Source organism: Streptomyces incarnatus, from assembly GCF_001027185.1.
GTDB lineage: Bacteria > Actinomycetota > Actinomycetes > Streptomycetales > Streptomycetaceae > Streptomyces > Streptomyces puniciscabiei.
In genome coordinates, this window is the sequence record NZ_CP011498.1 from 2,450 (window position 1) to 21,904 (window position 19,455).

The 19,455-nt window shown below is 70.2% G+C and carries 19 protein-coding genes; 11 read left to right on the top strand and 8 right to left on the bottom strand.

The genetic code is table 11. From position 1 onward, the window contains the following. Window positions 1-81: 81 nt before the first annotated feature. The 3 genes from ABB07_RS39440 (at window position 82) to ABB07_RS39450 (ending at window position 1,571) form a co-directional block, all read left to right on the top strand. Entirely contained in the window at window positions 82-354 is a 273-nt protein-coding gene (locus ABB07_RS39440) for a hypothetical protein (RefSeq protein ID WP_208903858.1), read from the top strand. A 165-nt stretch (window positions 355-519) separates the two neighbouring features. Further along, the gene (locus ABB07_RS39445) at window positions 520-846 is read left to right on the top strand and encodes a hypothetical protein (RefSeq protein ID WP_208903859.1); all 327 of its coding nucleotides are present in this window, start codon (window positions 520-522) and stop codon (window positions 844-846) included. A gap of 62 nt (window positions 847-908) precedes the next feature. Beyond that, complete coding sequence (locus tag ABB07_RS39450; protein WP_208903989.1) at window positions 909-1,571, top strand: Type 1 glutamine amidotransferase-like domain-containing protein; 663 nt, start codon at window positions 909-911, stop codon at window positions 1,569-1,571. A gap of 319 nt (window positions 1,572-1,890) precedes the next feature. On the opposite strand, the gene ABB07_RS39455 is transcribed toward ABB07_RS39450, so the two are convergent. Together ABB07_RS39455 and ABB07_RS39460 are read right to left on the bottom strand one after the other, a co-directional pair. Next, entirely contained in the window at window positions 1,891-2,427 is a 537-nt protein-coding gene (locus ABB07_RS39455; protein ID WP_208903860.1) for a lamin tail domain-containing protein, read from the bottom strand. 656 nt (window positions 2,428-3,083) lie between these two features. Continuing rightward, on the bottom strand, window positions 3,084-3,230 hold the full coding sequence (locus tag ABB07_RS39460; protein ID WP_244189842.1) for an Lsr2 family DNA-binding protein: 147 nt from the start codon (window positions 3,228-3,230) through the stop codon (window positions 3,084-3,086). A 609-nt stretch (window positions 3,231-3,839) separates the two neighbouring features. On the opposite strand from ABB07_RS39460, the gene ABB07_RS39465 reads away from it, so the two are divergent. The 3 genes from ABB07_RS39465 (at window position 3,840) to ABB07_RS39475 (ending at window position 6,677) form a co-directional block, all read left to right on the top strand. Beyond that, on the top strand, window positions 3,840-5,300 hold the full coding sequence (locus ABB07_RS39465) for an MFS transporter (protein ID WP_208903861.1): 1,461 nt from the start codon (window positions 3,840-3,842) through the stop codon (window positions 5,298-5,300). Window positions 5,301-5,368: 68 nt separating this feature from the next. Then, window positions 5,369-5,734, top strand: coding sequence for a cytochrome P450 family protein (locus ABB07_RS39470; protein WP_208903862.1), 366 nt, complete (start codon window positions 5,369-5,371; stop codon window positions 5,732-5,734). A gap of 49 nt (window positions 5,735-5,783) precedes the next feature. Next, a complete protein-coding gene (locus tag ABB07_RS39475) occupies window positions 5,784-6,677 on the top strand; it encodes a helix-turn-helix domain-containing protein (protein ID WP_244189843.1) in 894 nt (297 codons plus the stop codon). A 176-nt stretch (window positions 6,678-6,853) separates the two neighbouring features. Here ABB07_RS39475 and ABB07_RS39480 read toward each other — a convergent pair whose 3' ends face one another. Continuing rightward, window positions 6,854-7,423, bottom strand: coding sequence for a dihydrofolate reductase family protein (locus tag ABB07_RS39480; protein ID WP_208903863.1), 570 nt, complete (start codon window positions 7,421-7,423; stop codon window positions 6,854-6,856). Window positions 7,424-7,559: 136 nt separating this feature from the next. On the opposite strand from ABB07_RS39480, the gene ABB07_RS39485 reads away from it, so the two are divergent. Then, the gene (locus ABB07_RS39485) at window positions 7,560-8,141 is read left to right on the top strand and encodes a TetR/AcrR family transcriptional regulator (RefSeq protein WP_208903864.1); all 582 of its coding nucleotides are present in this window, start codon (window positions 7,560-7,562) and stop codon (window positions 8,139-8,141) included. Window positions 8,142-8,181: 40 nt separating this feature from the next. On the opposite strand, the gene ABB07_RS39490 is transcribed toward ABB07_RS39485, so the two are convergent. Beyond that, on the bottom strand, window positions 8,182-9,462 hold the full coding sequence (locus tag ABB07_RS39490) for an MFS transporter (protein WP_208903865.1): 1,281 nt from the start codon (window positions 9,460-9,462) through the stop codon (window positions 8,182-8,184). Between the two features lie 134 nt (window positions 9,463-9,596). Between ABB07_RS39490 and ABB07_RS39495 the strand changes: the two genes are divergently transcribed. Further along, the gene (locus tag ABB07_RS39495) at window positions 9,597-10,532 is read left to right on the top strand and encodes a LysR family transcriptional regulator (RefSeq protein WP_208903866.1); all 936 of its coding nucleotides are present in this window, start codon (window positions 9,597-9,599) and stop codon (window positions 10,530-10,532) included. Window positions 10,533-10,646: 114 nt separating this feature from the next. Further along, entirely contained in the window at window positions 10,647-11,273 is a 627-nt protein-coding gene (locus tag ABB07_RS39500) for an MFS transporter (RefSeq protein ID WP_208903867.1), read from the top strand. A 252-nt stretch (window positions 11,274-11,525) separates the two neighbouring features. On the opposite strand, the gene ABB07_RS39505 is transcribed toward ABB07_RS39500, so the two are convergent. Next, on the bottom strand, window positions 11,526-11,837 hold the full coding sequence (locus ABB07_RS39505) for a cyclic nucleotide-binding domain-containing protein (protein ID WP_208903991.1): 312 nt from the start codon (window positions 11,835-11,837) through the stop codon (window positions 11,526-11,528). Beyond that, window positions 11,837-12,289, bottom strand: a complete 453-nt coding sequence (locus ABB07_RS39510) for a MarR family transcriptional regulator (protein ID WP_208903868.1) — start codon at window positions 12,287-12,289, stop codon at window positions 11,837-11,839. The genes ABB07_RS39505 and ABB07_RS39510 overlap by 1 nt, the downstream gene beginning before the upstream one ends. A 1,036-nt stretch (window positions 12,290-13,325) precedes the next feature. Here ABB07_RS39510 and ABB07_RS39515 point away from each other — a divergent pair. Continuing rightward, the gene (locus ABB07_RS39515) at window positions 13,326-14,591 is read left to right on the top strand and encodes a ParA family protein (protein ID WP_208903869.1); all 1,266 of its coding nucleotides are present in this window, start codon (window positions 13,326-13,328) and stop codon (window positions 14,589-14,591) included. Next, on the top strand, window positions 14,588-15,847 hold the full coding sequence (locus ABB07_RS39520) for a ParB/RepB/Spo0J family partition protein (protein ID WP_208903870.1): 1,260 nt from the start codon (window positions 14,588-14,590) through the stop codon (window positions 15,845-15,847). Before ABB07_RS39515 ends, ABB07_RS39520 begins: the two co-directional genes overlap by 4 nt. A gap of 96 nt (window positions 15,848-15,943) precedes the next feature. Here ABB07_RS39520 and tpg read toward each other — a convergent pair whose 3' ends face one another. Further along, window positions 15,944-16,498, bottom strand: coding sequence for a telomere-protecting terminal protein Tpg (gene tpg / locus ABB07_RS39525; RefSeq protein WP_208903871.1), 555 nt, complete (start codon window positions 16,496-16,498; stop codon window positions 15,944-15,946). Window positions 16,499-16,504: 6 nt separating this feature from the next. Next, complete coding sequence (gene tap, locus ABB07_RS39530; protein WP_208903872.1) at window positions 16,505-18,736, bottom strand: telomere-associated protein Tap; 2,232 nt, start codon at window positions 18,734-18,736, stop codon at window positions 16,505-16,507. Window positions 18,737-19,455 lie beyond the last annotated feature (719 nt).

A 19,455-nucleotide genomic window follows, 5' to 3' on the forward strand; every position in this document is an offset into this window, starting at 1 on the left:
TGAACCGTCAGGAAGCCGACGAGGTTGGATGGCTCCATGGTGAGACGGAAGCGGGAGAGGAAGAGACGACATCCCTTCGGCATGCCGACGGGCATCGTCCTGCTCGCGACGCCGGAAGGCTGGCGCCACAGTGTCCTCACCGCTGAAGGCGGGATGCTCTGCGGACGCCTCGCCGACATTCCTGTCAACGCCGGACCAGCCGAGGCACGGGCCGCCGCGGCGGCAATGGTGGTGGGACTCGCAAACGACTTCCACGAAGTACGCGTCGTCGTGACCTGGGATCCGCCTCGGGAAGCCGGGTCCTGGACCGCCCAGGTGACCGTTGCCGCGCCCCCGCCGAACGCCTGCGGTTAAACGACAAGCTGAGGGCCTGTTCCTGAAGTGGGCTTTCGGGTATCCCACCTCTTGCCACTGACGTGTCCGAGCGGCAGGGTGAAGCTGTGATCATTCCGGGCCCTGTTCGGCTGGGTCCAGCTGGTGCGTTCGACGGACAACTCCTCTGCGGGGGCTGCATTCGACATGGACCCGTTCTACCTTTTCGAGGACGCGTCGTCGCCCTACGCGTTCTTCGGCATCAATCCCACCCTGTTTGACGCGCCGTCACGGGCTGAGCGGGGCGCCCTGGACTGGACAGCGCACAGCTACCTGGCATGGACGCCGATGGATGACACCGAGCGTCGCGTCGTGCCGCTGGCCGGCTTCTCCTGGGGGTTCAACATTGATTCGGCCAGTCGCATCACACTGCAAGAGGTTCAGGCACTGACAGCTGTGGACTGGGACGCGCACCTGCCCTACCTCGGCTCTTCCCACCCAGGCTGGGTATTCGACAAGTGGCAGCCCAGGTAGCAACCGCTGGCGGTCCCTGTCAGGACGCTTGCTGTGATCACGCCGCACGTTGAATGGACATGATGAAGCTTCTCCTCACCGACTCCGGTATCAAGAACGCGAGCATCCAGGATGCGTTGGTCGATCTCCTGGGTAAGCCGATCGCCGAGTCCAGTGCCCTGTGCATCCCCACCGCGGGGTACGGGGGCCCGTACGCCGATCCGGGCGGGCCATGGCGATTCATCAGTGGACGATCTCCCAGCCCCATGACCGAGCTGGGGTGGAAGTCGGTGGGCGTGCTGGAGCTCACCGCGCTGCCCAGCATCGACGAAGCGCTCTGGGTCTCCTGGGTTCGGGAGGCCGACGTCCTGCTGGTCAATGGCGGCGACACGCTGTACCTGTGCCACTGGATGCGGGAGTCCGGGCTGGCTGATCTCCTGCCGTCGCTGCCCGACACCGTCTACGTGGGACTCAGCGCCGGCAGCTGTGTGATGACCCCCCGCGTCGGGGAGGAGTTCGTGGGCTGGAAGCCGCCCACCGGCGGCGACCGTGCGCTGGGCGTGGTTGATTTTTCGATCTTCCCGCACCTGGATCATCCGGATTGCCCGGCCAACACCATGGCCGCGGCGGAACGGTGGGCGGCCCAGATCGCGGGGCCGGCGTATGCGATTGACGAGCAGACTGCCATCAAGGTGACCGACGACGCCGTCGAAGTGGTCTCCGAGGGCCACTGGAAGTTGTTCTAGTGCCTGTGCCAGGTCCTTGCGTGACAAGTCGATGGGTCTGTTGACGCAGCTCAGCGGCTCGTCGCTTCGGGCGGATCCGCCCGAAGCGACGACCAGGGCTTTGTGCGGGTCCGGCCGGGATCGCAGGGGCAGGTTCGTGGGAGAGTGGGACCCGGTGGAATCTGCTGCCCCAGGCGGGGTTGATCCGCTCCAGCGGGTCGCGTCCGCGGCACTAGTTCAAGTAGCCCGCCACACACCGCAGGTCGCCTTCCTCCGCAACCGCAGAAGGCGACCTGCGCGCTGTCGAGGCGGCTACACGCCGACGCCACCCGCCATCAGGTCAGTGACGGTACCCGCCACGGTGGTGGTCACCGCGGTGGTCACCCCAATGATCGCGGTCGTCGCCACGGTGGTCGTCGCGGCCCCAGGAGACGGCGTCGACCAAGCGGCCACGGTCGTTGCGCAGGGTCGCGGTGTCACCGTGGTCCTCCCACACCTCGCGCCGCCGGTCCTGGTACACATCCGTGCGGGTGTCCCGGCCGTAACCGGTGTGGACGCGGACCGTGGCCCGGCCCTCCAGCCACACATGGCGGAAGGTGTAGGTACGGCCGTCCTCGTCCGACAGGGTCCAGCCGTCCAGGTTCACCGCCCGCCGGGTTGCGTTGGTGATGTCCACCCACTCCCTGTTCAGCGAGCGGTTGGAACGCTCGTCCCAGCCCGGCAAGCCGTGCTGCACACCGCTGATGTACACCTCCGCATGCCGCGGGTAACCCGTGTGGTGATCAGCGGCCGCGGCCGGCAGTGCCACCGCGCCCACGGCGGCGGCCGCGACGGCAGTGACGGCGGTCAGGCGACGGACGGAAGAAGAAACGGACACGAGGTCCTCCTTCGAGGGTGCCCACACCCAGCCGGCCACGACCAAGAACTCCCGGGCCGGCTGGGTGGGTTGTGCTGGTGTGTGGCCGGTCGGCCGCACAGGCACACCCTCCTCCCCGACCTCTACACAGTGAAGGAAATGCGGAGGCTATTACCAATCCTGCATATTTCTGTAACTCGCGCACGTAAACACCATCTAAGCCCTGAATGTGTGGTTTTAGGCAGCTGTCAGCGCCCCTGCGGCCTGAAAAACGGGGCCTGAGGCAACCACCCAACACCTCCCGCCACCCACCACCACGACAGCCTTCACACGAAAGTGAGTAACAACAGTCGTCTGATCCCGGGAAGGCGCCGCCCCCTGACCGGTGCTCGTATCCGACACATGCCTCGGGCGCCTCACGCGGGCCCCCAACCGCGCGCCCCACGCCAACGTCCCCAGAGCTGCTTCGCGCGCCGCTTCACCACCGTCCCCGCCTGCCGGCCGCCCCGTCCCTGAGCGGCCGCAGGTTCAGGCGCATCCGCATGCGCCCAGAGCCAGGTCCCCTCTGATCGACCAACGGGTGAAGCTCGGCGCAGTGCAGCCACCTGCCCTCTCACGGACCGCAGGTCCCGCCCACGCACGCGCGACGACCGTGTGCGCCGAGTGTGTCGGTGCGATCAGTTGCTGCCGTGTGCCTGTTCCCAGGCCTGTCGGACAGCGGCGGGAATGCGGCCACGCATCGGTACGTCGTATCCGTTTGCCCGCGCCCATTCTCGGATGGCCTCAGAGCCGGAGACCGGAACAAGGGCCGTTGTGGCGTGCAATTGGGGACCTCGAAGAGACTCAGGCCGAAATCGAAAGTTTCCTGATCCGGAGATGATTCACCAGCCGGGAAGTTCCGGGCCGGCATTCATCGCCCGCAACGGCAGCCGGTGTTGACGCCCGGCTGAAACGGCGCTGGTGCGGACGGCCCGCCCCCGGAGCACTCCGGCCCTGCTCCCGCCCACGCTCGAAGGACCAGCAGCACACCGGCACTCCAAGGCCCGGCCGCACCGGCCGGTTCCGGCAGCCGGGCCCCGACTTTATTACCTATGAGGTAATCGACATGGCCCACTTCGGGGTGCGAGGCTCGATACATCGAGGCGGCAATCGGCGTATCCCCTGTCGAACACGGCACCCCTTTGTCCTTTTCCCCGAGGAGAGCGGTCAGCGGAATCGAGCCGTGGGAAGACATGTGCGCCACGCCTGGGAAATGCTGCTCGCCGGCAGCGAGGAATCCGAGGCGATCGGTACCCAGGTCGTAGTTCTCGACCGTCCGGCCGGATGCTGAACGACCGCCGGTTCCTCGACCGGGCGCCGGTCGGCACGCAGAAGTGACCGGCCGCGCAACCGGAGTTCCCGCAGCACCGAACCGACCCATCGGGAGTCCACTCATGTCGGCTGACACCAACGTCCGTCCATCCGCCCTCGACAGCGCACAGGCAGCCGGCTCGGGCTTCGACCGGGCCGCCCTGATCCGCATGCTCATCGTGGTCTCCGGGATGTTCATGATCACGTTGGACTTCTTCGTGGTCAACGTGGCCATTCCGTCCACCCGCGCGGACCTGCACGCCAGCGCGGCGGCAGTCGAGTTCATCGTCTCGGGCTTCAGCCTCGCCTACGCGGCCAGCATGCTGACGGCCGGCCGCCTCGGTGACCTGTACGGCAGGCGGCGGATGTTCGCCTGCGGCATGGTCCTGTTCACCCTGGCGTCGCTGGTCGCCGGGATGGCGCCCAGCGCCGGGGTGCTGATGGCCGCGCGCGTGGTGCAGGGCGTGGGTGCCGCGGTGATGACCCCACAGATGCTCGCCATCCTCAACACCGCGTTCACCGGGGAACAGCGCGTGCGCGCGTTCACCGCGTTCGCTCTGTCCATGGGCGTGGGTGCCACCTTCGGTCAGCTCATCGGCGGTGCGCTGATCCACCTGGACATCGCCGGCCTGGGCTGGCGCACCATCTTCCTGATCAACGTTCCCATCGGCGTGACGTCGTTGCCGCTGATGCGCTCCTTCATCCCCGAGTCGCGCGGCGGCGGCCGCCCGGAGCTGGACCTGATCGGCGCGCTGCTCGGCTCCGCCGGGCTGCTGGCGATCGTCTTTCCGCTGGTCGAGGGGCGTGAGCAAGGCTGGCCCGCATGGTCGTGGGTATGCCTGGCCGCGGCGCTGCCCCTGCTCGGCGCGTTCGCCGTGCGCCAGCACCGCCTCGAGCGGCAGGACCGGGCTCCGCTCATCTCGCTGACCCTGTTCCGGGAGCGGGCCTTCTCGGTCGGCATCGTGATCATCCTGGGTTTCTTTGCGGCGATGGCGTCCTTCATGCTCGTCCTGGCCCTGTACCTGCAGGACGGCCACGGCCTGTCCGCGCTGGGCTCCGGGGCGGTCTTCGGGGCCCTGGGCATCGGATACGTGCCCGCGGCCTTCGCGGCGCCCAAGCTGGCCGTCCGGCTGGGCAGGCAGGTGCTGACGCTGGGCGCCCTGGTGGTGGCGGCCGGGTACGGGCTGCTCATCGTCACCGCGGCCGAGATCGGCGTCACCGGACCCTCGGCGTGGATGATGCCGGGCCTGTTCGTCGCGGGAGCCGGCATGGCCCTGTTCGCCAATCCGGTCACGCCCACTGTCCTGGCCGCAGTGTCCCCGCACCATGCCGCGGCGGCGGCCGGTGTGCTCTCCACCGCCCAGGAGGGCGGCAACGCCCTGGGCGTCGCGGCCATCGGCGTCGTCTTCTTCGGCGTCCTCGGCCATGGCCACAGCGGCTCCTACGCGCACGCCTTCGAGTGGAGCGTCGCCGTCCTGGCCGCGTTCACCGTGGCCGCCGCCGTCCTGGTGCAGGCCCTGCCCAAGGCGTCGGCGCAGGCCTGAGACACAGACGGCGCCGCGCGTCGCCCGACCGCGGTGCCGCCACCGCATACGACGTGTGAGGAAACGAGATGACCACTCATGAAGAGAGCGTCCTCGACTGGCCCATGCCACGGCTCTGCCCTCTGCTCCCCCCCGACCGGTATGCGGAGCTGCGCTCGGTGCCGCCCCAGCGGGTCCGCCTGGACGACGGCACCCCGGCCTGGATCGTCAGCCGCTACCAGGACGTGCGCGAGGCGATGATGAACCCGGCGCCGAGTGTCGACAACACCCTGCCCGGGTTCCTTCAGCACCTGCCCGTCCCGCCCGTGCCGCGGGCCCAGTCCTTCATGCGGATGGATCCGCCCGAGCACACGCGGCTGCGGCGGACGGTGTGCCGGAACCAGTGGGCAGGGCTCTCGTCCGTGGTGGGGGCGGCCGGAGCTGACGAAGAATGAGGACAAGCACGACGGACGGCCGTCCGCCGGAAGGACCGGGGAGGACCAGGTGACCACGACCCCGCAGGCGGTGCGGTCCATCGGTGATCTGCTGCGCAGGTGGCGCAAGCAACGGTTGCTCAGCCAGAACGACCTGGCGGTGAAGGCGGAGATCTCGGCACGGCATCTGAGCTTCGTCGAGAACGGTCGCTCGGAGCCCAGCCGGGAGGTGGTGCTGCGCCTCGCCGAGAACCTCGGCCTGGAGCTGCGCGAACGCAACGAGTTGCTGCTCGCGGCAGGCTATGCCCCCGTCTACCAGCACACCAGCCTGCAGGCCCCGCACATGTCCGCCGTGCGGGACATGGTGCGCCAGGTGCTGGCGGCCCACGAGCCGTACCCCGCGGTCGTGCTCGACCGGTACTGGCACCGGGTCGAGGCCAACGCCCCCGCCTGGCTGTTCGGCCAGGGCGTCGCCGAAGAGCTGCTGCGCGAACCGGTCAACCTGATGCGTGTCGCCCTCCATCCGGACGGCCTGGCACCGCGCATCGCCAATCTCGGGGAGTGGCGTGCCCATCTGCTGAGCCGGCTGCGCCGGCAGGTGACGATGACGGCCGACCCGGATCTGGTCAAGCTCTACGACGAGTTGGTCCGCTACCCCTGTGACCAGCACGAACCGAAGATCGAGCTGCCGGGCCCCGGCGACATCGCGATCCCGCTGCGGCTGCGGTACGAGGGCCGTGAACTGGCCTTCTTCAGCACCGTGGCGACCTTCGGCACCCCGCTGGACATCACCGTCGCCGAGCTGTCCATCGAGTCGTTCTACCCGGCCGACACCGCGACGGCCGAGCTGCTGCGCGACGCCACCTGGCCGCCTGCCGACACGGCCGCCGGCGCCGGAATTCAATATTCCAGCGCAAGGCGTCCGCGGCCTGCAGAACGAGCTCACCGGACCGAGGGGCGGTGAAGCCGTCGCGCAGCACACCGCTGATGTCCTCGCGGGTCGCCGTCGCAGTGCTGACGGCCCGCTGGATCTGCAGGTACGAGCAGTCGTTCAGCGGTGCGCGTGATGGGGAGTTTCGTCGGCCGTTTCACATGGATCGGGCCGGTCCGGGCCACCGGTCGGCTGTGGCGCCCCTCGGGTCACTTCCTCGTGCAGGTGACGATGCTGACGCCGGAGTCGAAGTCGCGGCGTGCGGTGGGCACAAAGCCGGTCGGAGCGAACGGGCTGTCGAACAGCGGGATGCCGGTGCCGATGACGACCGGGTTCTGCTTGATGATCAGTTCGTCGATCTCGTCGCGGAGCGCGGCGGCCAGCTTGCCGCCGCCGGCGAGCCAGATGTCCAGGCCGTCCTGCTTCTTCAGGTCGCGCACCAGCGCCGCCGGGTCCCCGGCGACGATCTCCACCTCCGGGTCGGCCGGGGTGAGGGTGCGGGAGACGACGTACTGCTTCAGGTGGGCGTAGGGGCTGGTGATGCCTGCCTTCAGGGCCGGCTCGTAGGTGCCGCGGCCCATGATCACGGTGTCGAAGTGCCGGTGCGGGACGGCGGTCAGGCCGAACGGCCCGCGGACGTGCACCGGCATCGTCTCGGGATACTCGGCGAGGATCGCCTCCCGGACCTCTCCCTCGAAGGGGAGGAAGTCGTAACTGCCGTCCGGGGCGGCGATGTAGCCGTCGAGGCTGGCAGCGACGTAGTAGATCAGCTTGCGCATCCGGTCTCTCTTCCTGTGGCGACGGGGCAGGCCGGGCCTGAGCGGTTCCGGACCCCTGTCATGTACTGTGGATGAAGTGGTTTGAATGTAGTACTTCAACTGCAGTGGTGTCCAGGACTTTTCCGAGGAGCTGTCGATGCGTCAGAACCCCGCCCGCCGCACCGCCTTGCTCGACGCCGCCATCGAGGTCCTCGCCCGCGAGGGCTCCCGGGGCCTGACGCTGCGCGCCGTCGACAAGGAGGCGGCCGTCCCCACCGGGACGGCGTCCAACTACTTCGCCGACCGCGCCGACCTGCTGGCCCAGGTCATGGGACGCACCCGAGAGCGTCTGACCCCCGATCCGGCCGAGCTCGCCGGTACGATGACCGCCGAGCCCTCGCACGAGCTGGTCAGAACCCTGATGCTGCAGCTCGTCGAGCGCATGCGCCGTGACCGCAGCAGTCACCTGGCCATGCTCGAACTGCGCCTGGAGGCCACCCGGCGGCCCGAACTCCACACGGAGCTGACGCGCTTCCTCAGCGCCGAGCTCGACGCCAACACCGACTTCCACCTGGGGCGTGGCCTGCCCGGCGACCGTACCGGGGTGATCCTGCTGTACCTGGCCATGCTGGGGCTGATCGTCGACGACCTGACCGTCCCCGAACTCCTCGCCCCGCACCGGCTCGACGCCCTGATCGACGCCCTGGTCACGCGCCTCCTCCCCCGAAAAACCGCCTGACTGCGGCCTCCCAGCCGGTCACCACGCGGTGGCCGCCCGCTCAGGCGCGGCCCGGTGCCGCGGCCGGGCCGGGGACGAGCGCCGGTGCGCGGCGGGGAAGCAGCAGCGGGGTCGCCAGCAGGAGCACGCCGGCCAGACCGACGGCCGTACGCGGGCCGAGCAGCGCGCCCAGCACGCCCCACACGGCCGTCAGCAGCGCGGCCGACGCCTTCGTCGTCACCGCCCAGGCGGACAGGGTGCGGGTGACCCGGTCGGTCGCGGTGCGCTGAAGGCGGAAGGTGGCGCAGACGGGGTTGAATACACCGCAGCAGAAGATGAGCCCGAGCTCGACGCCCATCACCAGGAACAGCCCCCCGGTGCCCGGCCCCAGGAAGGCCAGGCCGACGGGCCACAGCGCGCGCAGCGCCCCCGTCACGGCCAGGACCCGGTACTGCCCGAACCGGGTCACCAGCGGCCGGGCCAGCCGTGAACCGAGCAGCCCGCCGATCGAGGGCGCGGCGAAGGCCAGGCCGTACTGCCAGGGGACGAAGCCCAGCCGGCCGAGCATCAGGACGGCCAGCAGCGGCTGGGTGGCCATCACCAGGCCGTTGAAGAAGGCGGTGTTGAGGAACAGCGGACGCAGCGCCTTGTCGGCGAGGATGTACCGCCAGCCCTCCAGCAGGTCCCCGGCCCGCATCCGCCCGTCCTCCCGAGGCTCGGGCCGCGCCTCGTGCCCGCCCGTCGCGCGGATGCCCAGGGCCGAGAGCAGGTAGCTGACCGCGTCGGCCACCACCGTCGCCACCGGGCCGAGGAGCCCGGTCGCCGCGCCGCCCAGCGGGGGGCCGATGATCGTGGTCGTCCAGGTGGTGGACTCGAACCGGGCGTTCGCGACGAGCAGGTCCCCCGCCGGCAGCAGCGTCTTCAGGTACGCGCCCGAAGCGGCGCGGAAGGTGATGTCGGCGGCCGCGACGACGACCGAGACCAGCAGCAGCTGGAGGAAGGTGAGCACGCCGAGCGCGAACGCGGCCGGGACCGTCAGCAGCGCCGCGAACCGCACCAGGTCCATCGCGATCAGCACCGGCCGCTTGCGGCGGAACTCCACCCACGGGCCGAGCGGCACCGCCACGGCCGCGCCCACCGCAGTCCCCACGGAGGAGAGCGCGGCGACCTCGGCCGGTCCGGCACGCAGCACCCGGATGGCGATCAGCGGGAACGCGCCGAAGGCGAGCCAGGTGCCGAGCGCACTGGTCCCGTACGCTGCCCACAGCCACCCGAAGCGCCGCCCCAGCCGGTGCCCGAGCACATGCCCCAGCAGATGCCCCAGCCGGTGTCCGCTCTTCATGCCCGACGCCCCTCGCACTCACCTCGTACAACCGATCCGCGACCAAAAGCATCAAAGCGAGCGCCATACCCAGGGATCAAACAACCCCGGCGCCGTCAGCCACAACCGATGGTTGTGGCCATAGAGTGGCCGCCATGGACCTCGACACCGTCCGGACCTTCGTCGCCGCCGCCGACGCGGGGCAGTTCCAGGAGGCCGCCGCCGAGCTGGCCGTCACCCAGCAGGCCGTCTCCAAACGCATCGCCGTGCTGGAACGCAGCCTCGGCGTGCGGCTGTTCACCCGCACCGCGCGCGGCGCCGAGCTCACCATCGACGGGCAGGCGTTCCTGCCCCACGCGCGCGACCTGCTGCGCGTCGCCGAGCGCGCGGTGGCCTCCGTGCGCACCGGCCGCCGTCCGCTGCGTGTCGACGTGATCGCCTCGCGCGTCGCGCCGTCGGGCCTGATGCGCGACTTCCATCGCGCCCACCCCGGGATCGACCTCGACGTGGTGATGCTGTTCGACGTCGACACCGCCGTCGCCGCCCTCCGGTCCGGTGCGATCGACGCGTCCTTCCGCGCCGTCGCCGTGCCCGGCCGGCCCCTGCCCGAGGACATCGAGTCCGTCCGGGTGCTCGACGAGCCCCTCGATCTCCTCACCGGCCCCGCCCACGCGCTGGCGGGCGCCCGCTCGGTGACCCTCGCCCGGCTCGCCGGGCACCGGATCTGGATGCCCGGCATCGTCCCCGGTACCGAGTGGGCCGCCTACTACGACGACCTCGTCGCCGAGTTCGGCCTCACCATCGAGGCGACCGGCCCCAACTTCGGCTCGGACGCGCTGCTCGACACCATCGCCGACACCCCGGCGCTGGCCACCTTCATGGGCGCGCACACCCGCCTCGTCTGGCCCGCCGACCACGGCCTGCGCCGCATCCCGGTGACCGACCCGACACCCGTCTACCCGCACTCGCTCCTGTGGCACCGTGACAACCCCCATCCGGCGCTGGCCACCCTCCGCGCCCACCTCACCGCCACCACCGCCGGCCATGACGCCGCCGGGACCTGGAGGCCGAGCTGGGTGCATCCACACTGAACGAGCGGATGACCCGACGGGGTGACTTCGCGTCAGGTCCGTAAGGGTGTTGCCGCAGGTCAGCGCCGTGCGCCGGGACGGACGGGCGGAGATTTTTCACCAATCGAGTTCTTTATGGGTGCCGACATCGCCGAAGGGCTGCGGTTCGTCGTACGGCAGCGGCTCCTGCTCATGGTCGTCGCCACGGCGGCGCTGTCCAATGCCTTCATCGCGGGTGCCGAATCCCTGCAGATCCTCTACGGCAGCCGCGATCTGGGGCTGTCGGCGCAGCTCATCGGGGTGTGCATCGCGGTGTCGGGGGGCGGCGCGCTGCTGGGGGCCGCCACCACCGCGCAGCCGGGCGCGGCCCTGGGCGAGAGCAGGACCATCGCGCCGGCCTTCGCGATCACGCTGGGCGGCGCGCTCTGCCTGGCCCTCGCCCCGAAGAGCGGGGCGGCCTGGTTCTTCGCGGCTGCTCAGGCGCTCTTCGGCTTCAGCGGGCCGCTGATGAACATCAGCCTGGTGACGCTCCGCCAGAAGATGACGCCCAGAAAGATGCTGGGCCGTGTCAACGCCTCCGCCCGCGTCCTGATCATGAGCAGTCTCCCGGTCGGTTCGCTGGTCTTCGGTGCCCTGGCCGACGCGATCGGTGCGCGGTCCGCGCTGCTGGCGGTGAGTGCGGGGCTGGCCGTGGTGTGTGCGCTGACCGCACGGCCGCTGCTGCGGTGGAGCCCGGACCGGGCCGTGGGTGCACAGGAGTGACGGCCGGGTGCGCGTCCGCGAGGTGCGTCGGCTATTACGCCGTAATAGAGGCCCGGGCTATTACGGCGTAATAGCCCGGCTGCGGGCCCCCCACCGGCCGGGGCCCGCGCCGGTCCCCCACCGGCCGGGGCCCGCGCCGGTCCCGCACCGGCCGGGTCCCGCACCCGTTGTCCTTGCGTCGGGGTGAAGCGGGACGGGCTGAGGGAGCTTGGCTCATGTACGTCACGTCAATGAGGTGCGCTCCCCCGGACGTCAGGTCGCGCGGCGCAGCGGGACGACGACGTTCTCGCCCAGGCGCTTGGGGTCGAGACGGTAGTACTTGATGTGCCCGATCCTCTCGGTCTCCTCCAGCCAGCCGGCCTCGATGACCTGCTTGCGGGTGCGGGAGAAGACGGGAGGGGCCATGCCGACGAGCTTGGCCAGGTTGGCCGCGGTCTCGAGGACGGCGCCGGACCGGTCGGTCGGGTGCAGGGCGTACAGCATGACGACGAGACGCTGGTTGGCGCTCATGCCGGCTGTCTTCTCAAGCAGCTTGAGGTTCTTCTGCTTGTCGTCGCTGCTGATCACTGGACCTCCCACCGTGCAGGAACATTGTCGTCGAATCCGGGGATGTCCGGCGGATTGCAGGTCTTCACCGCTTCGCGCTGCTCGATCCCTGTGCCGTGGAAGGCGATGTACGGGCTGATCCGGTAGAAGTTGTAGTTGCCGATGCGTCCACGGATGACCAGGATGCGGTGTTTGGCCAGCTTCCTATTGATCTTTCCGACGGCGTCGGCGGACATGCCCACGCGTTTGGCGATGTCCGCTCCGGTGGCTCGCAGGGGCTCCATGCCTTCGGGGGAGACCCCGATCCACCACAGGACGAGGAACTTCTGACTGGGCGTGAACGCCTTGGACTCGGTGATCGCCTCGACTCGGGCCTTGTCGACCTGCGTGTGCCGGCCGGAGAAGGCGTACGGCGCATAGGGGACCGGCTCGCCGGTGTCGGCGTCGACCAGTCTGCGTACTGCTCCCAACGGGCCCTCCGTGGAAGGGGGGTGATTGGTGGTTCATGAAGGACGGCGCTGAGGCCGACCAGATGAACTTAACGTACATGAGCATGAAGTCAATCAGCTCCGCCTGTCGGCCGTGTCGGCTGCCGCCCCGTCCATGCTCCCGCCGTGCACCGACGACTGTCCTTGGAGCCGGACTCATGTACGTCACGTCAATCTGGTGCGGTCGCAGGATCGTGGTACCCGGTTCCTTCGATCGTGGTGGCGGTTTCTCTGGTCGTGGTCCCGGTTCCGTGAGACGTGGTGTGGGGCTGGTGGAACCGGGTGGTACGTCCGAGGGATCCGGGTACCCGGATCGGCGGATCGTGCTCCACGATCGGTCGAACTGCCTGCCAGTTCCCACGGTCTTGGTCGTTCGGTGCGTTTATGCAGGTCACCGGCCCTTTCGGGGGGTGCGCTCTCTTACTTCGGCTATCCGTCGGCACCCGGCCCGGCTCGACCGGGGTGTGGCGGAGGGCTATTACGGCGTAATAGGGGGGCGGCGACTGGCACTGAACGGCGGGACCCAACCGGCCTCGGCCCACGACCGGTCGGCCCGGACGGCCCGCTGCTCGACACCGCACCGAACCCCGGTCGAGCCGCGCCCGACAACGGCTCTCGGCACCCACGACCCGTCGCTTCCCGGCGCGCACGGCCCGGTCCACGACGAAACGGGTTCGCGCCGGGAAGTGGCGGGGCAGCGGGGTCCAGGGGCCGGCGAAGGCCCCTGGTACCACGCAGCCGAGCCACCTGGGCAAACGGGCCGATGCCCGCATGACGGCGGATGCCGAACGGGGGTCGGTGAGCCGCACCCGTGCACGGCGGTACCGGCAGGAGAGCTCTGGGCCCGGGCTATTACGGCGTAATAGCTCCGGAGAGTCGCTCGCGTGGCAGCGGGCTATTACGGCGTAATAGCCCTCGAGCCCTCGGATGCCGACGCGGCTCCTGGCGCCCCCTCAGAAATGCTTCAACTAACGTGTCGGTGCTTCCAAGGATCTTGAACGTTAGTAAGGTGTCGTCCATGAGTTCGCCAGCCACGTCCAGCGACCGCGAGAAGGTCGTCTCCAAGCTGCCGGGATGGCTCCGGCAGAACCTGAAAGTCAGAGCCGCCCAGCACGGCATCGAGATCCAGGCGGCCGTCGAGCAAGGCATCCGGGACTGGTGCACGCTCGCCTCCACTCCCCCGGCCGTCGACACCTCGGGCGCCGACTCGTTCTCCACCTTCCTGCCGCCTGGCCAGTGGGACGAGTTCCGCCAAGTCGCCACGGAACGCCGTGTCTCGCTCATCCAGGGCCTGGCACAGTCCGTCCAGCTGTGGCTCGACGCCAATCCGGCGCCGCACGTGGAGCGGCCCGAGATCACCCGGCGCATCATCGTCTGCAACCAGAAGGGCGGGGTCGGCAAGACGGCGATCACGGCGGGCCTCGGCGAGGCGCTGGCCGAGGACTCCGACAGCCTGCACGCCGTCAGGGTGGCCAAGGCGCTCACCGAAGCACTGCGCGCGAGCGACACCCAGTCCGACGAAGTGCCCGGCGGCGACGACCCGCTGAGCGTGGAGAACCTGCCGGGGCTCGGGCTGCGGGTCCTGCTCGTCGACTTCGACCCGCAGTGCCACCTCACCAACCAGCTCGGGGCGGCGCCCCTGCCCATGAACGGCGACAGCCTGACCAACCACATGGCGGGCGACCCCAAGGGCGACCTCCGCGACCTCGTCGTCTCCGTCGACGACGAGACCTTCGGCGGCCGGCTCCACCTGCTGCCCGCCTGCAACGACGCCTTCCTGCTGGACGTCCGGCTCTCCGCCGTACGCGCCAGGGAGGCGGCGCTGGAACGCGCCCTCGCCCCGCTCGAGGCCGATTACGACGTGATCCTCGTCGACTGCCCGCCCAGCCTCGGGCTGAGCATGGACGCCGCCGCGTACTACGGCCGCCGGCGCCCCGGTGAGACGCTCGGGCAGTCCGGCGCACTGATCGTCGTGCAGGCCGAGGACAGCTCGGCCGACGCCTATGAGCTGCTGACCACTCAGATCGACGATCTGCGCGGCGACTTGCAGGTCGACATCGACTACCTGGGCATCGTCGTGAACCTCTACGACTCGCGCCGCGGCTTCATCGCCACGTCCTCGCTCCAGGGGTGGGTCGACATAAAGGATCCCCGGGTCGTCGGGCTCATCGGAGATCTCAAAGAGCAGAAAGAAGCGGTCCGGATGAAGCGGCCTCTGCTGTCCTACGCCCCCAAGTCGCAGCAGGCGATCGGGATGCGCGCGCTGGCCCGGGAGATCGTATGAGCAAGGCCGATCAGCTGGGGGCCGGCCGGTTCGGCGGGGGAGTGCGGTCGGTGAGCGCGCGCCGCCAGGCAGTGGCCGCCGCCACCGGGGTGCCCACCGAGGGAGTCGCCCCGCCCACCGAGCTTCCGCCGCATCGCATCAGCCTCAACCCTGACAACCCCCGCTCGAGTCTCGGTGACCTCACCGATCTCGCGGGGAGCCTGAAGACGCACGGCCAGAAGCAGGCGATCACGGTGATGAACCGCGACGCCTACGTCAAGGCCAATCCCGAGCGTGAGGCCGACCTCGAGCCCGACACCACGTATGTGGTCATCGACGGCAGCAGCCGTCTCGCCGCTGCCCGCGAGGCGCACCTGCCCACCGTCAAGGTGATGGTCAGCGACGACCAGGGCACCAACTCCGAGGAACTCCTCGAGTCCGCCCTTGTCGCCAACATCCACCGCAGCGACCTCGGGGAACTCGACGAGGCCCGGGCCCTGCGGCGGCTGCTGGCCATCCATGGCAGCCAGACCGCGCTGTCCAAGCGGCTGCACCGGTCCCAGGGCTGGGTGTCGCAGCGTCTCGCGCTGCTCAATCTGACCCCCGAACTGCAGAGCCGTATCGGGCAGGAGCCCATCGATCTGCTGCGTGCCGTGGCCAACAGGCCGGCCGCGGAGCAGGAGGCGGCGCTGCGGGACCTCAAGGACGAGCGGGCCCGGAAGGAGGAGGACCGGCGCGGCCGGAAGAAGGCGGACGAGAGCGAGGCCCCGGGATTCGCCGCCCCGCGGCAGCCGGAGCAGCCGGAGCAGCCGGAGGGCTATTACGGCGTAATAGGAGACGGCGAGCCGGGCGCGCCCGCGGTGACCGGTCAGGTGGAACGGAGCGGCGGTGCCGGGCCGGAGCGGCGGGCCGGGGTGTCCGACGGCTATTACGGCGTAATAGGGGGCGCCGAGCCGGGCGCGTCCGCCCCGAGCGGGTCGCCGGCACCGGCCGCCGGTGAGGCGGAGGGGCAGGGGCAGCAGCCCGTGCCGGAGCCGCGGACGGAGACGTCCGTCATCGGTTCGCAGGCGGATGCCTCGATCGGCTCCCCTTCGCGCCGGGTGCCGTACGACGAGCCCGGTCCCCTCGCCATGCTGCTGGACCGGAACATCGACAGTGACGACACCTTCTTCGACCTGCTCCGGTTCCTGTGCAAGAAGGGGGCGGAGCGGGATCCCGCCCGGCTCGCGGAGCTGGCGCGGGCCTTCGCCGAGCAGGCCGCCGTACCGGGCGACTGACCGCCGGGGACCCAGGGCCCGGAGCTATTACGCCGTAATAGGCCGACCCGCTATTACGGCGTAATAGCCCGCCCCGCCGCCGGGGCGGCGCAGGCTCTACAGGGAGATGTCGATCTGCTCGACGTCGGTGAACTCCACGTCCAGGCCCTGGGCACGGGTGTTGTCGGCCCGGAAGTACATCTCCCCCAGGCCCTCCGCCGCGATCCGCAGCAGCTGGTCCTCGGCGGCTCCGGCGTCCCGGGCCTCGAAGAGCCGCTCGGCCCAGCGGGGCGGCAGGGCTTGGGTGATGTCGCGGACGCGGGCGTCGTCGGTGGTGCCCGGGGCGGCGGTGAAACCGAATCTGCCCCGGGTGGCGAAGACCAGGCCGTCGGTGGTGACGGCCTTCTGCTTCGCCCTGGCCCGGACCTGCGGCTGCCAGCGGCTGCGTACCTCGCGCTCCAGGCTGGCGGCGAGCTCCCGGCGGGGGTGCTTCAACTGGCCGGTCACATACCGTTCCACGGTGCGCTGGGAGACGCCCAGCAGTTCGGCGACCGGCCGGGTGCCCTTGAGCTGCTTGACGAGGAACCGCATCCGGGCCGGGGCGCTCCTGGGGATGGGGCGGGTGAAGGCCTGCTCCAGCGCGCGGTCCAGGCTGTCCCCTACCGAGTCCATGGCGGGCTACTCCCCTTCGGCGGCGGTGCCGTCGTTCTTGATGTGGTTGGCGATGTTGAACACACCGCCGTGCTGCTCGAACTGTTCCTCCGCCCACAGCACGGTCCGGGTGCCCTGGTGCTTGATCATGCCGGGGCTCACGCCGAGCCGGAAGGTGCCCGGCACGGGCTTGCCCTCGGGGGTGTACGGCAGGAAGTCCAGGGGGCTGGGACCGGGGGAGGGGTAGACAAGGGCGTCGGTGCCGATGGCCACGGGATAGCGGTCGGTGGCGGCCGCCGTCTTCATGATCTTGCGGTGCATGCTGACCCGGACCGTGGCCAGGACGGCCGCCCGGATGTCGGGGCGCCAGGTCGGCCGGGAGAGCGCCGGCCACGGCTCGTAGTACGGCACCTGGCCCCGGTTGCGCTGGCGCAGTTTGCCGATGCCGCCCTTGGCCGTCGCCTTGATGGCCTTGAGCACCAGGGCCAGCGTCGGATCGGCGTGCCGGGAGCGGGCCATGGCCTGCAGGAACTCCTCGCCGTCCAGCGCGGTGCTCACCCCGAGGTCGGCCATGGTGGCGATGTACGCGTCGCGCAGCCGCTTGTACCAGGGGTCGAGGTAACGGCCGGTGCGGGTGCGGACGTAGGCCTCGATCGGCGCGACGTCGAAGCCGAGTTCCACCGCGTACGCCACGGTCGGCGTGGCGTACCAGGCCGGGCCCTCGGGCCGGTCGCCCCTCGGCGTGAACGGTGACGGCAGCCGGCCGGCGTCCAGGGTGCGGCCGGCCACCTCCACCCGGGAGAGGTCGACGTGGGAGAGGTCCACCAGCCATGAGCCGGGCAGTGCGGGGTCGAAGCGGGGGTTGCCGGTGAGGTGGGTCGGTCCGTTCAGCCCGACGGTCAGGCCGTTGGCGGCCGCCGCGAACGCCATGTTGACGTCGATGGCGACCAGGTACGGCTGCATGCACTCGTCGTCGGTGAGCTCCCGGCACCAGTCGTACGGTTCCTCCAGCAGCATCTCGGCCGGGGTGCGCTGGTGGTGGCGGGCGAACCTGCCCTTGAGCAGCGGGTGCTCGTCCGGCACCTCGCACTCGACGACGTCGTACACCTCGGTGAGGGCGTCGGCGTTGAAGGCCTGCCGGAACTCTCCGGTGTCCGGGGCCTTCTCGGCGCGGGTCGGCGGGCGCAGGGCCGTCATCAGTTCCAGGCCGGTGACCGCCGTGGTGCCGCGCGGGGTCATCACTCGCTCCGCGTAGGTGCCGAGGAACCGTGCGAGGTCGGCGGCCGGCATGGCGGGAAGGCGGGGGTCGTTCCTGTCGTCCCACTCCTCCACGGGCAGCGCGCCCCAGGACGGGATGCACAGCTGTACGCAGCGGCGGCGGGCGCCCTCCGGGTCGCGGTACAGGCGCGCCCACGGTCCGAAGCCGAGCTGGGTCAGCTGCAGCCCGGCCTTCTTGACCTGCCGGACGACCTTGTGACCGTCCTCCAGCCGGCCGGCGCGCCGTTCCTCCGCGGACAGGTTTTCCGGCAGGCCGTAGCGCTCCAGGGCGGCGGGGGTGAGGACCAGGACGGGATCGGCGTCGCGGCCGTGCCGGTGCAGCCGGGGCTGGCCGAGCCCGGCCTCGGTGAGCGTCCAGTCCACCAGGGCCGGGATGCTCCGGGCGGGGACGTCCAGTACGAGGCCGCCCACGCAGTAGGCCACCACCTGGTCGCCGTCGAGGCCGATGACGGCGAGGGGGCCGTTCTCGAAGCGGGGAGGGGGCGGGGCGGCCGCGGTCCCGGAGGCCGCCGGTGTCCTGGAGGGCTTTCCCGGTGCGGGCTCCGGCCGGGGCCTGGGGGCGGGGCTCGCCCCGGTCCGCCGGGCGGGCGCGGGTGCGGGCGTGGCGTTCGGCTGCGTGCGTGTGTCCTGCTGCGGGGGGAGGGGGGCGGCGGGCCGGCGTTCCCCGGGCGCGGGGGGTGAGGGCGCGGGGGGAGGGGTGGAGGGCTCCTGGGGCGGCGGGGGCGGGGCGGGGAACCGTTCGGCCAGCTTCTCCAGGAAGCGGGCGTAGGCGGCCCGTTGGGGCGGCCGGGGCTCGTTCCTGCCCGACTCCCAGCTCGCGACCGTCTCCCGGCGGGTCGCCAGCGCGGTCGCGACCTGGGCCTGGCTCAGCCCCGCGGCCTCCCGCAGGCGCCTGCGCTCGGCGGGCGAGGGCAGGTCGTTCTGGGCGACTTCCTCCAGCAGCGCGTCGACCGCGCTGAACAGCTCGTCCTGAGTGGGCACGGAGCTCACCTCCGTGCCCACCCTATCCCGATCGCTCTCTCGATCACGCTTCGAATCGACGGTGGATCGCACACGGCTGTCTGTACGGCTGTCCGTACGCGGGTGCGCGGCGGAGGGTCCGAAGGGGGAGGGACCGAGGGATCAGGGACTGAAGGCCCAGGGCCTGGAGGGGCTTTGGTCCCTGAAGCGTTTTGCCTGGTCAGAGGGGGTGCAGCAGCCTTCTCAGGGACTGAAGGGACTCAACTGCCCCCATTATGACGTGAACTGAGTAGGGGAGGGTGATCTTTCGTACGCGCGTGCGCATGTGAACAGACCACAAGATCAATATTGCTAGTTCAGCTCATAATTGGGCGTGTCTAGTCCCTTCAGTCCCTGCGAGGCCCGGTAAGAACGCTCTGACCTGTGGTTTTCTCCGCAGGGACGCAAGGGTCCGAAGGGACTCTGGCAGGGGCCCTTCTTCGGTCCCTGGCCCTGGACCGGCGGTCCGCGTCGGAGGTTTGCTCGAACCTCGCTCGAAAGTCCCTTCAGTCACTCAGAAAATGCGATAAACCGCCTTGTTCCGGTGAGTCCCTGGGCCGCTAAGGTCCTCCGCAGGGACTCAAGGGACCGGCCCGACCGACAGGGCGGCACGCGGGAGGGGAGCTGCGTCGCGCCCGGCGGACACGGCCCTAAACTTTGCGCGAAAGACAGTCCCTTCGGTCCCTGAGAACGCCTCACGC

Coding starts and splice junctions, on each gene's coding strand:
- ABB07_RS39520 (WP_208903870.1), top strand. CDS start 14,588: ATGAGCAAGGCCGATCAGCTGGGGGCCGGCCGGTTCGGCGGGGGAGTG.
- ABB07_RS39515 (WP_208903869.1), top strand. CDS start 13,326: ATGAGTTCGCCAGCCACGTCCAGCGACCGCGAGAAGGTCGTCTCCAAG.
- tpg (WP_208903871.1), bottom strand. CDS start 16,498: ATGGACTCGGTAGGGGACAGCCTGGACCGCGCGCTGGAGCAGGCCTTC.
- ABB07_RS39450 (WP_208903989.1), top strand. CDS start 909: ATGAAGCTTCTCCTCACCGACTCCGGTATCAAGAACGCGAGCATCCAG.
- ABB07_RS39465 (WP_208903861.1), top strand. CDS start 3,840: ATGTCGGCTGACACCAACGTCCGTCCATCCGCCCTCGACAGCGCACAG.
- ABB07_RS39495 (WP_208903866.1), top strand. CDS start 9,597: ATGGACCTCGACACCGTCCGGACCTTCGTCGCCGCCGCCGACGCGGGG.
- ABB07_RS39440 (WP_208903858.1), top strand. CDS start 82: ATGCCGACGGGCATCGTCCTGCTCGCGACGCCGGAAGGCTGGCGCCAC.
- ABB07_RS39485 (WP_208903864.1), top strand. CDS start 7,560: ATGCGTCAGAACCCCGCCCGCCGCACCGCCTTGCTCGACGCCGCCATC.
- ABB07_RS39470 (WP_208903862.1), top strand. CDS start 5,369: ATGACCACTCATGAAGAGAGCGTCCTCGACTGGCCCATGCCACGGCTC.
- ABB07_RS39445 (WP_208903859.1), top strand. CDS start 520: ATGGACCCGTTCTACCTTTTCGAGGACGCGTCGTCGCCCTACGCGTTC.
- ABB07_RS39490 (WP_208903865.1), bottom strand. CDS start 9,462: ATGAAGAGCGGACACCGGCTGGGGCATCTGCTGGGGCATGTGCTCGGG.
- ABB07_RS39500 (WP_208903867.1), top strand. CDS start 10,647: ATGGGTGCCGACATCGCCGAAGGGCTGCGGTTCGTCGTACGGCAGCGG.
- ABB07_RS39480 (WP_208903863.1), bottom strand. CDS start 7,423: ATGCGCAAGCTGATCTACTACGTCGCTGCCAGCCTCGACGGCTACATC.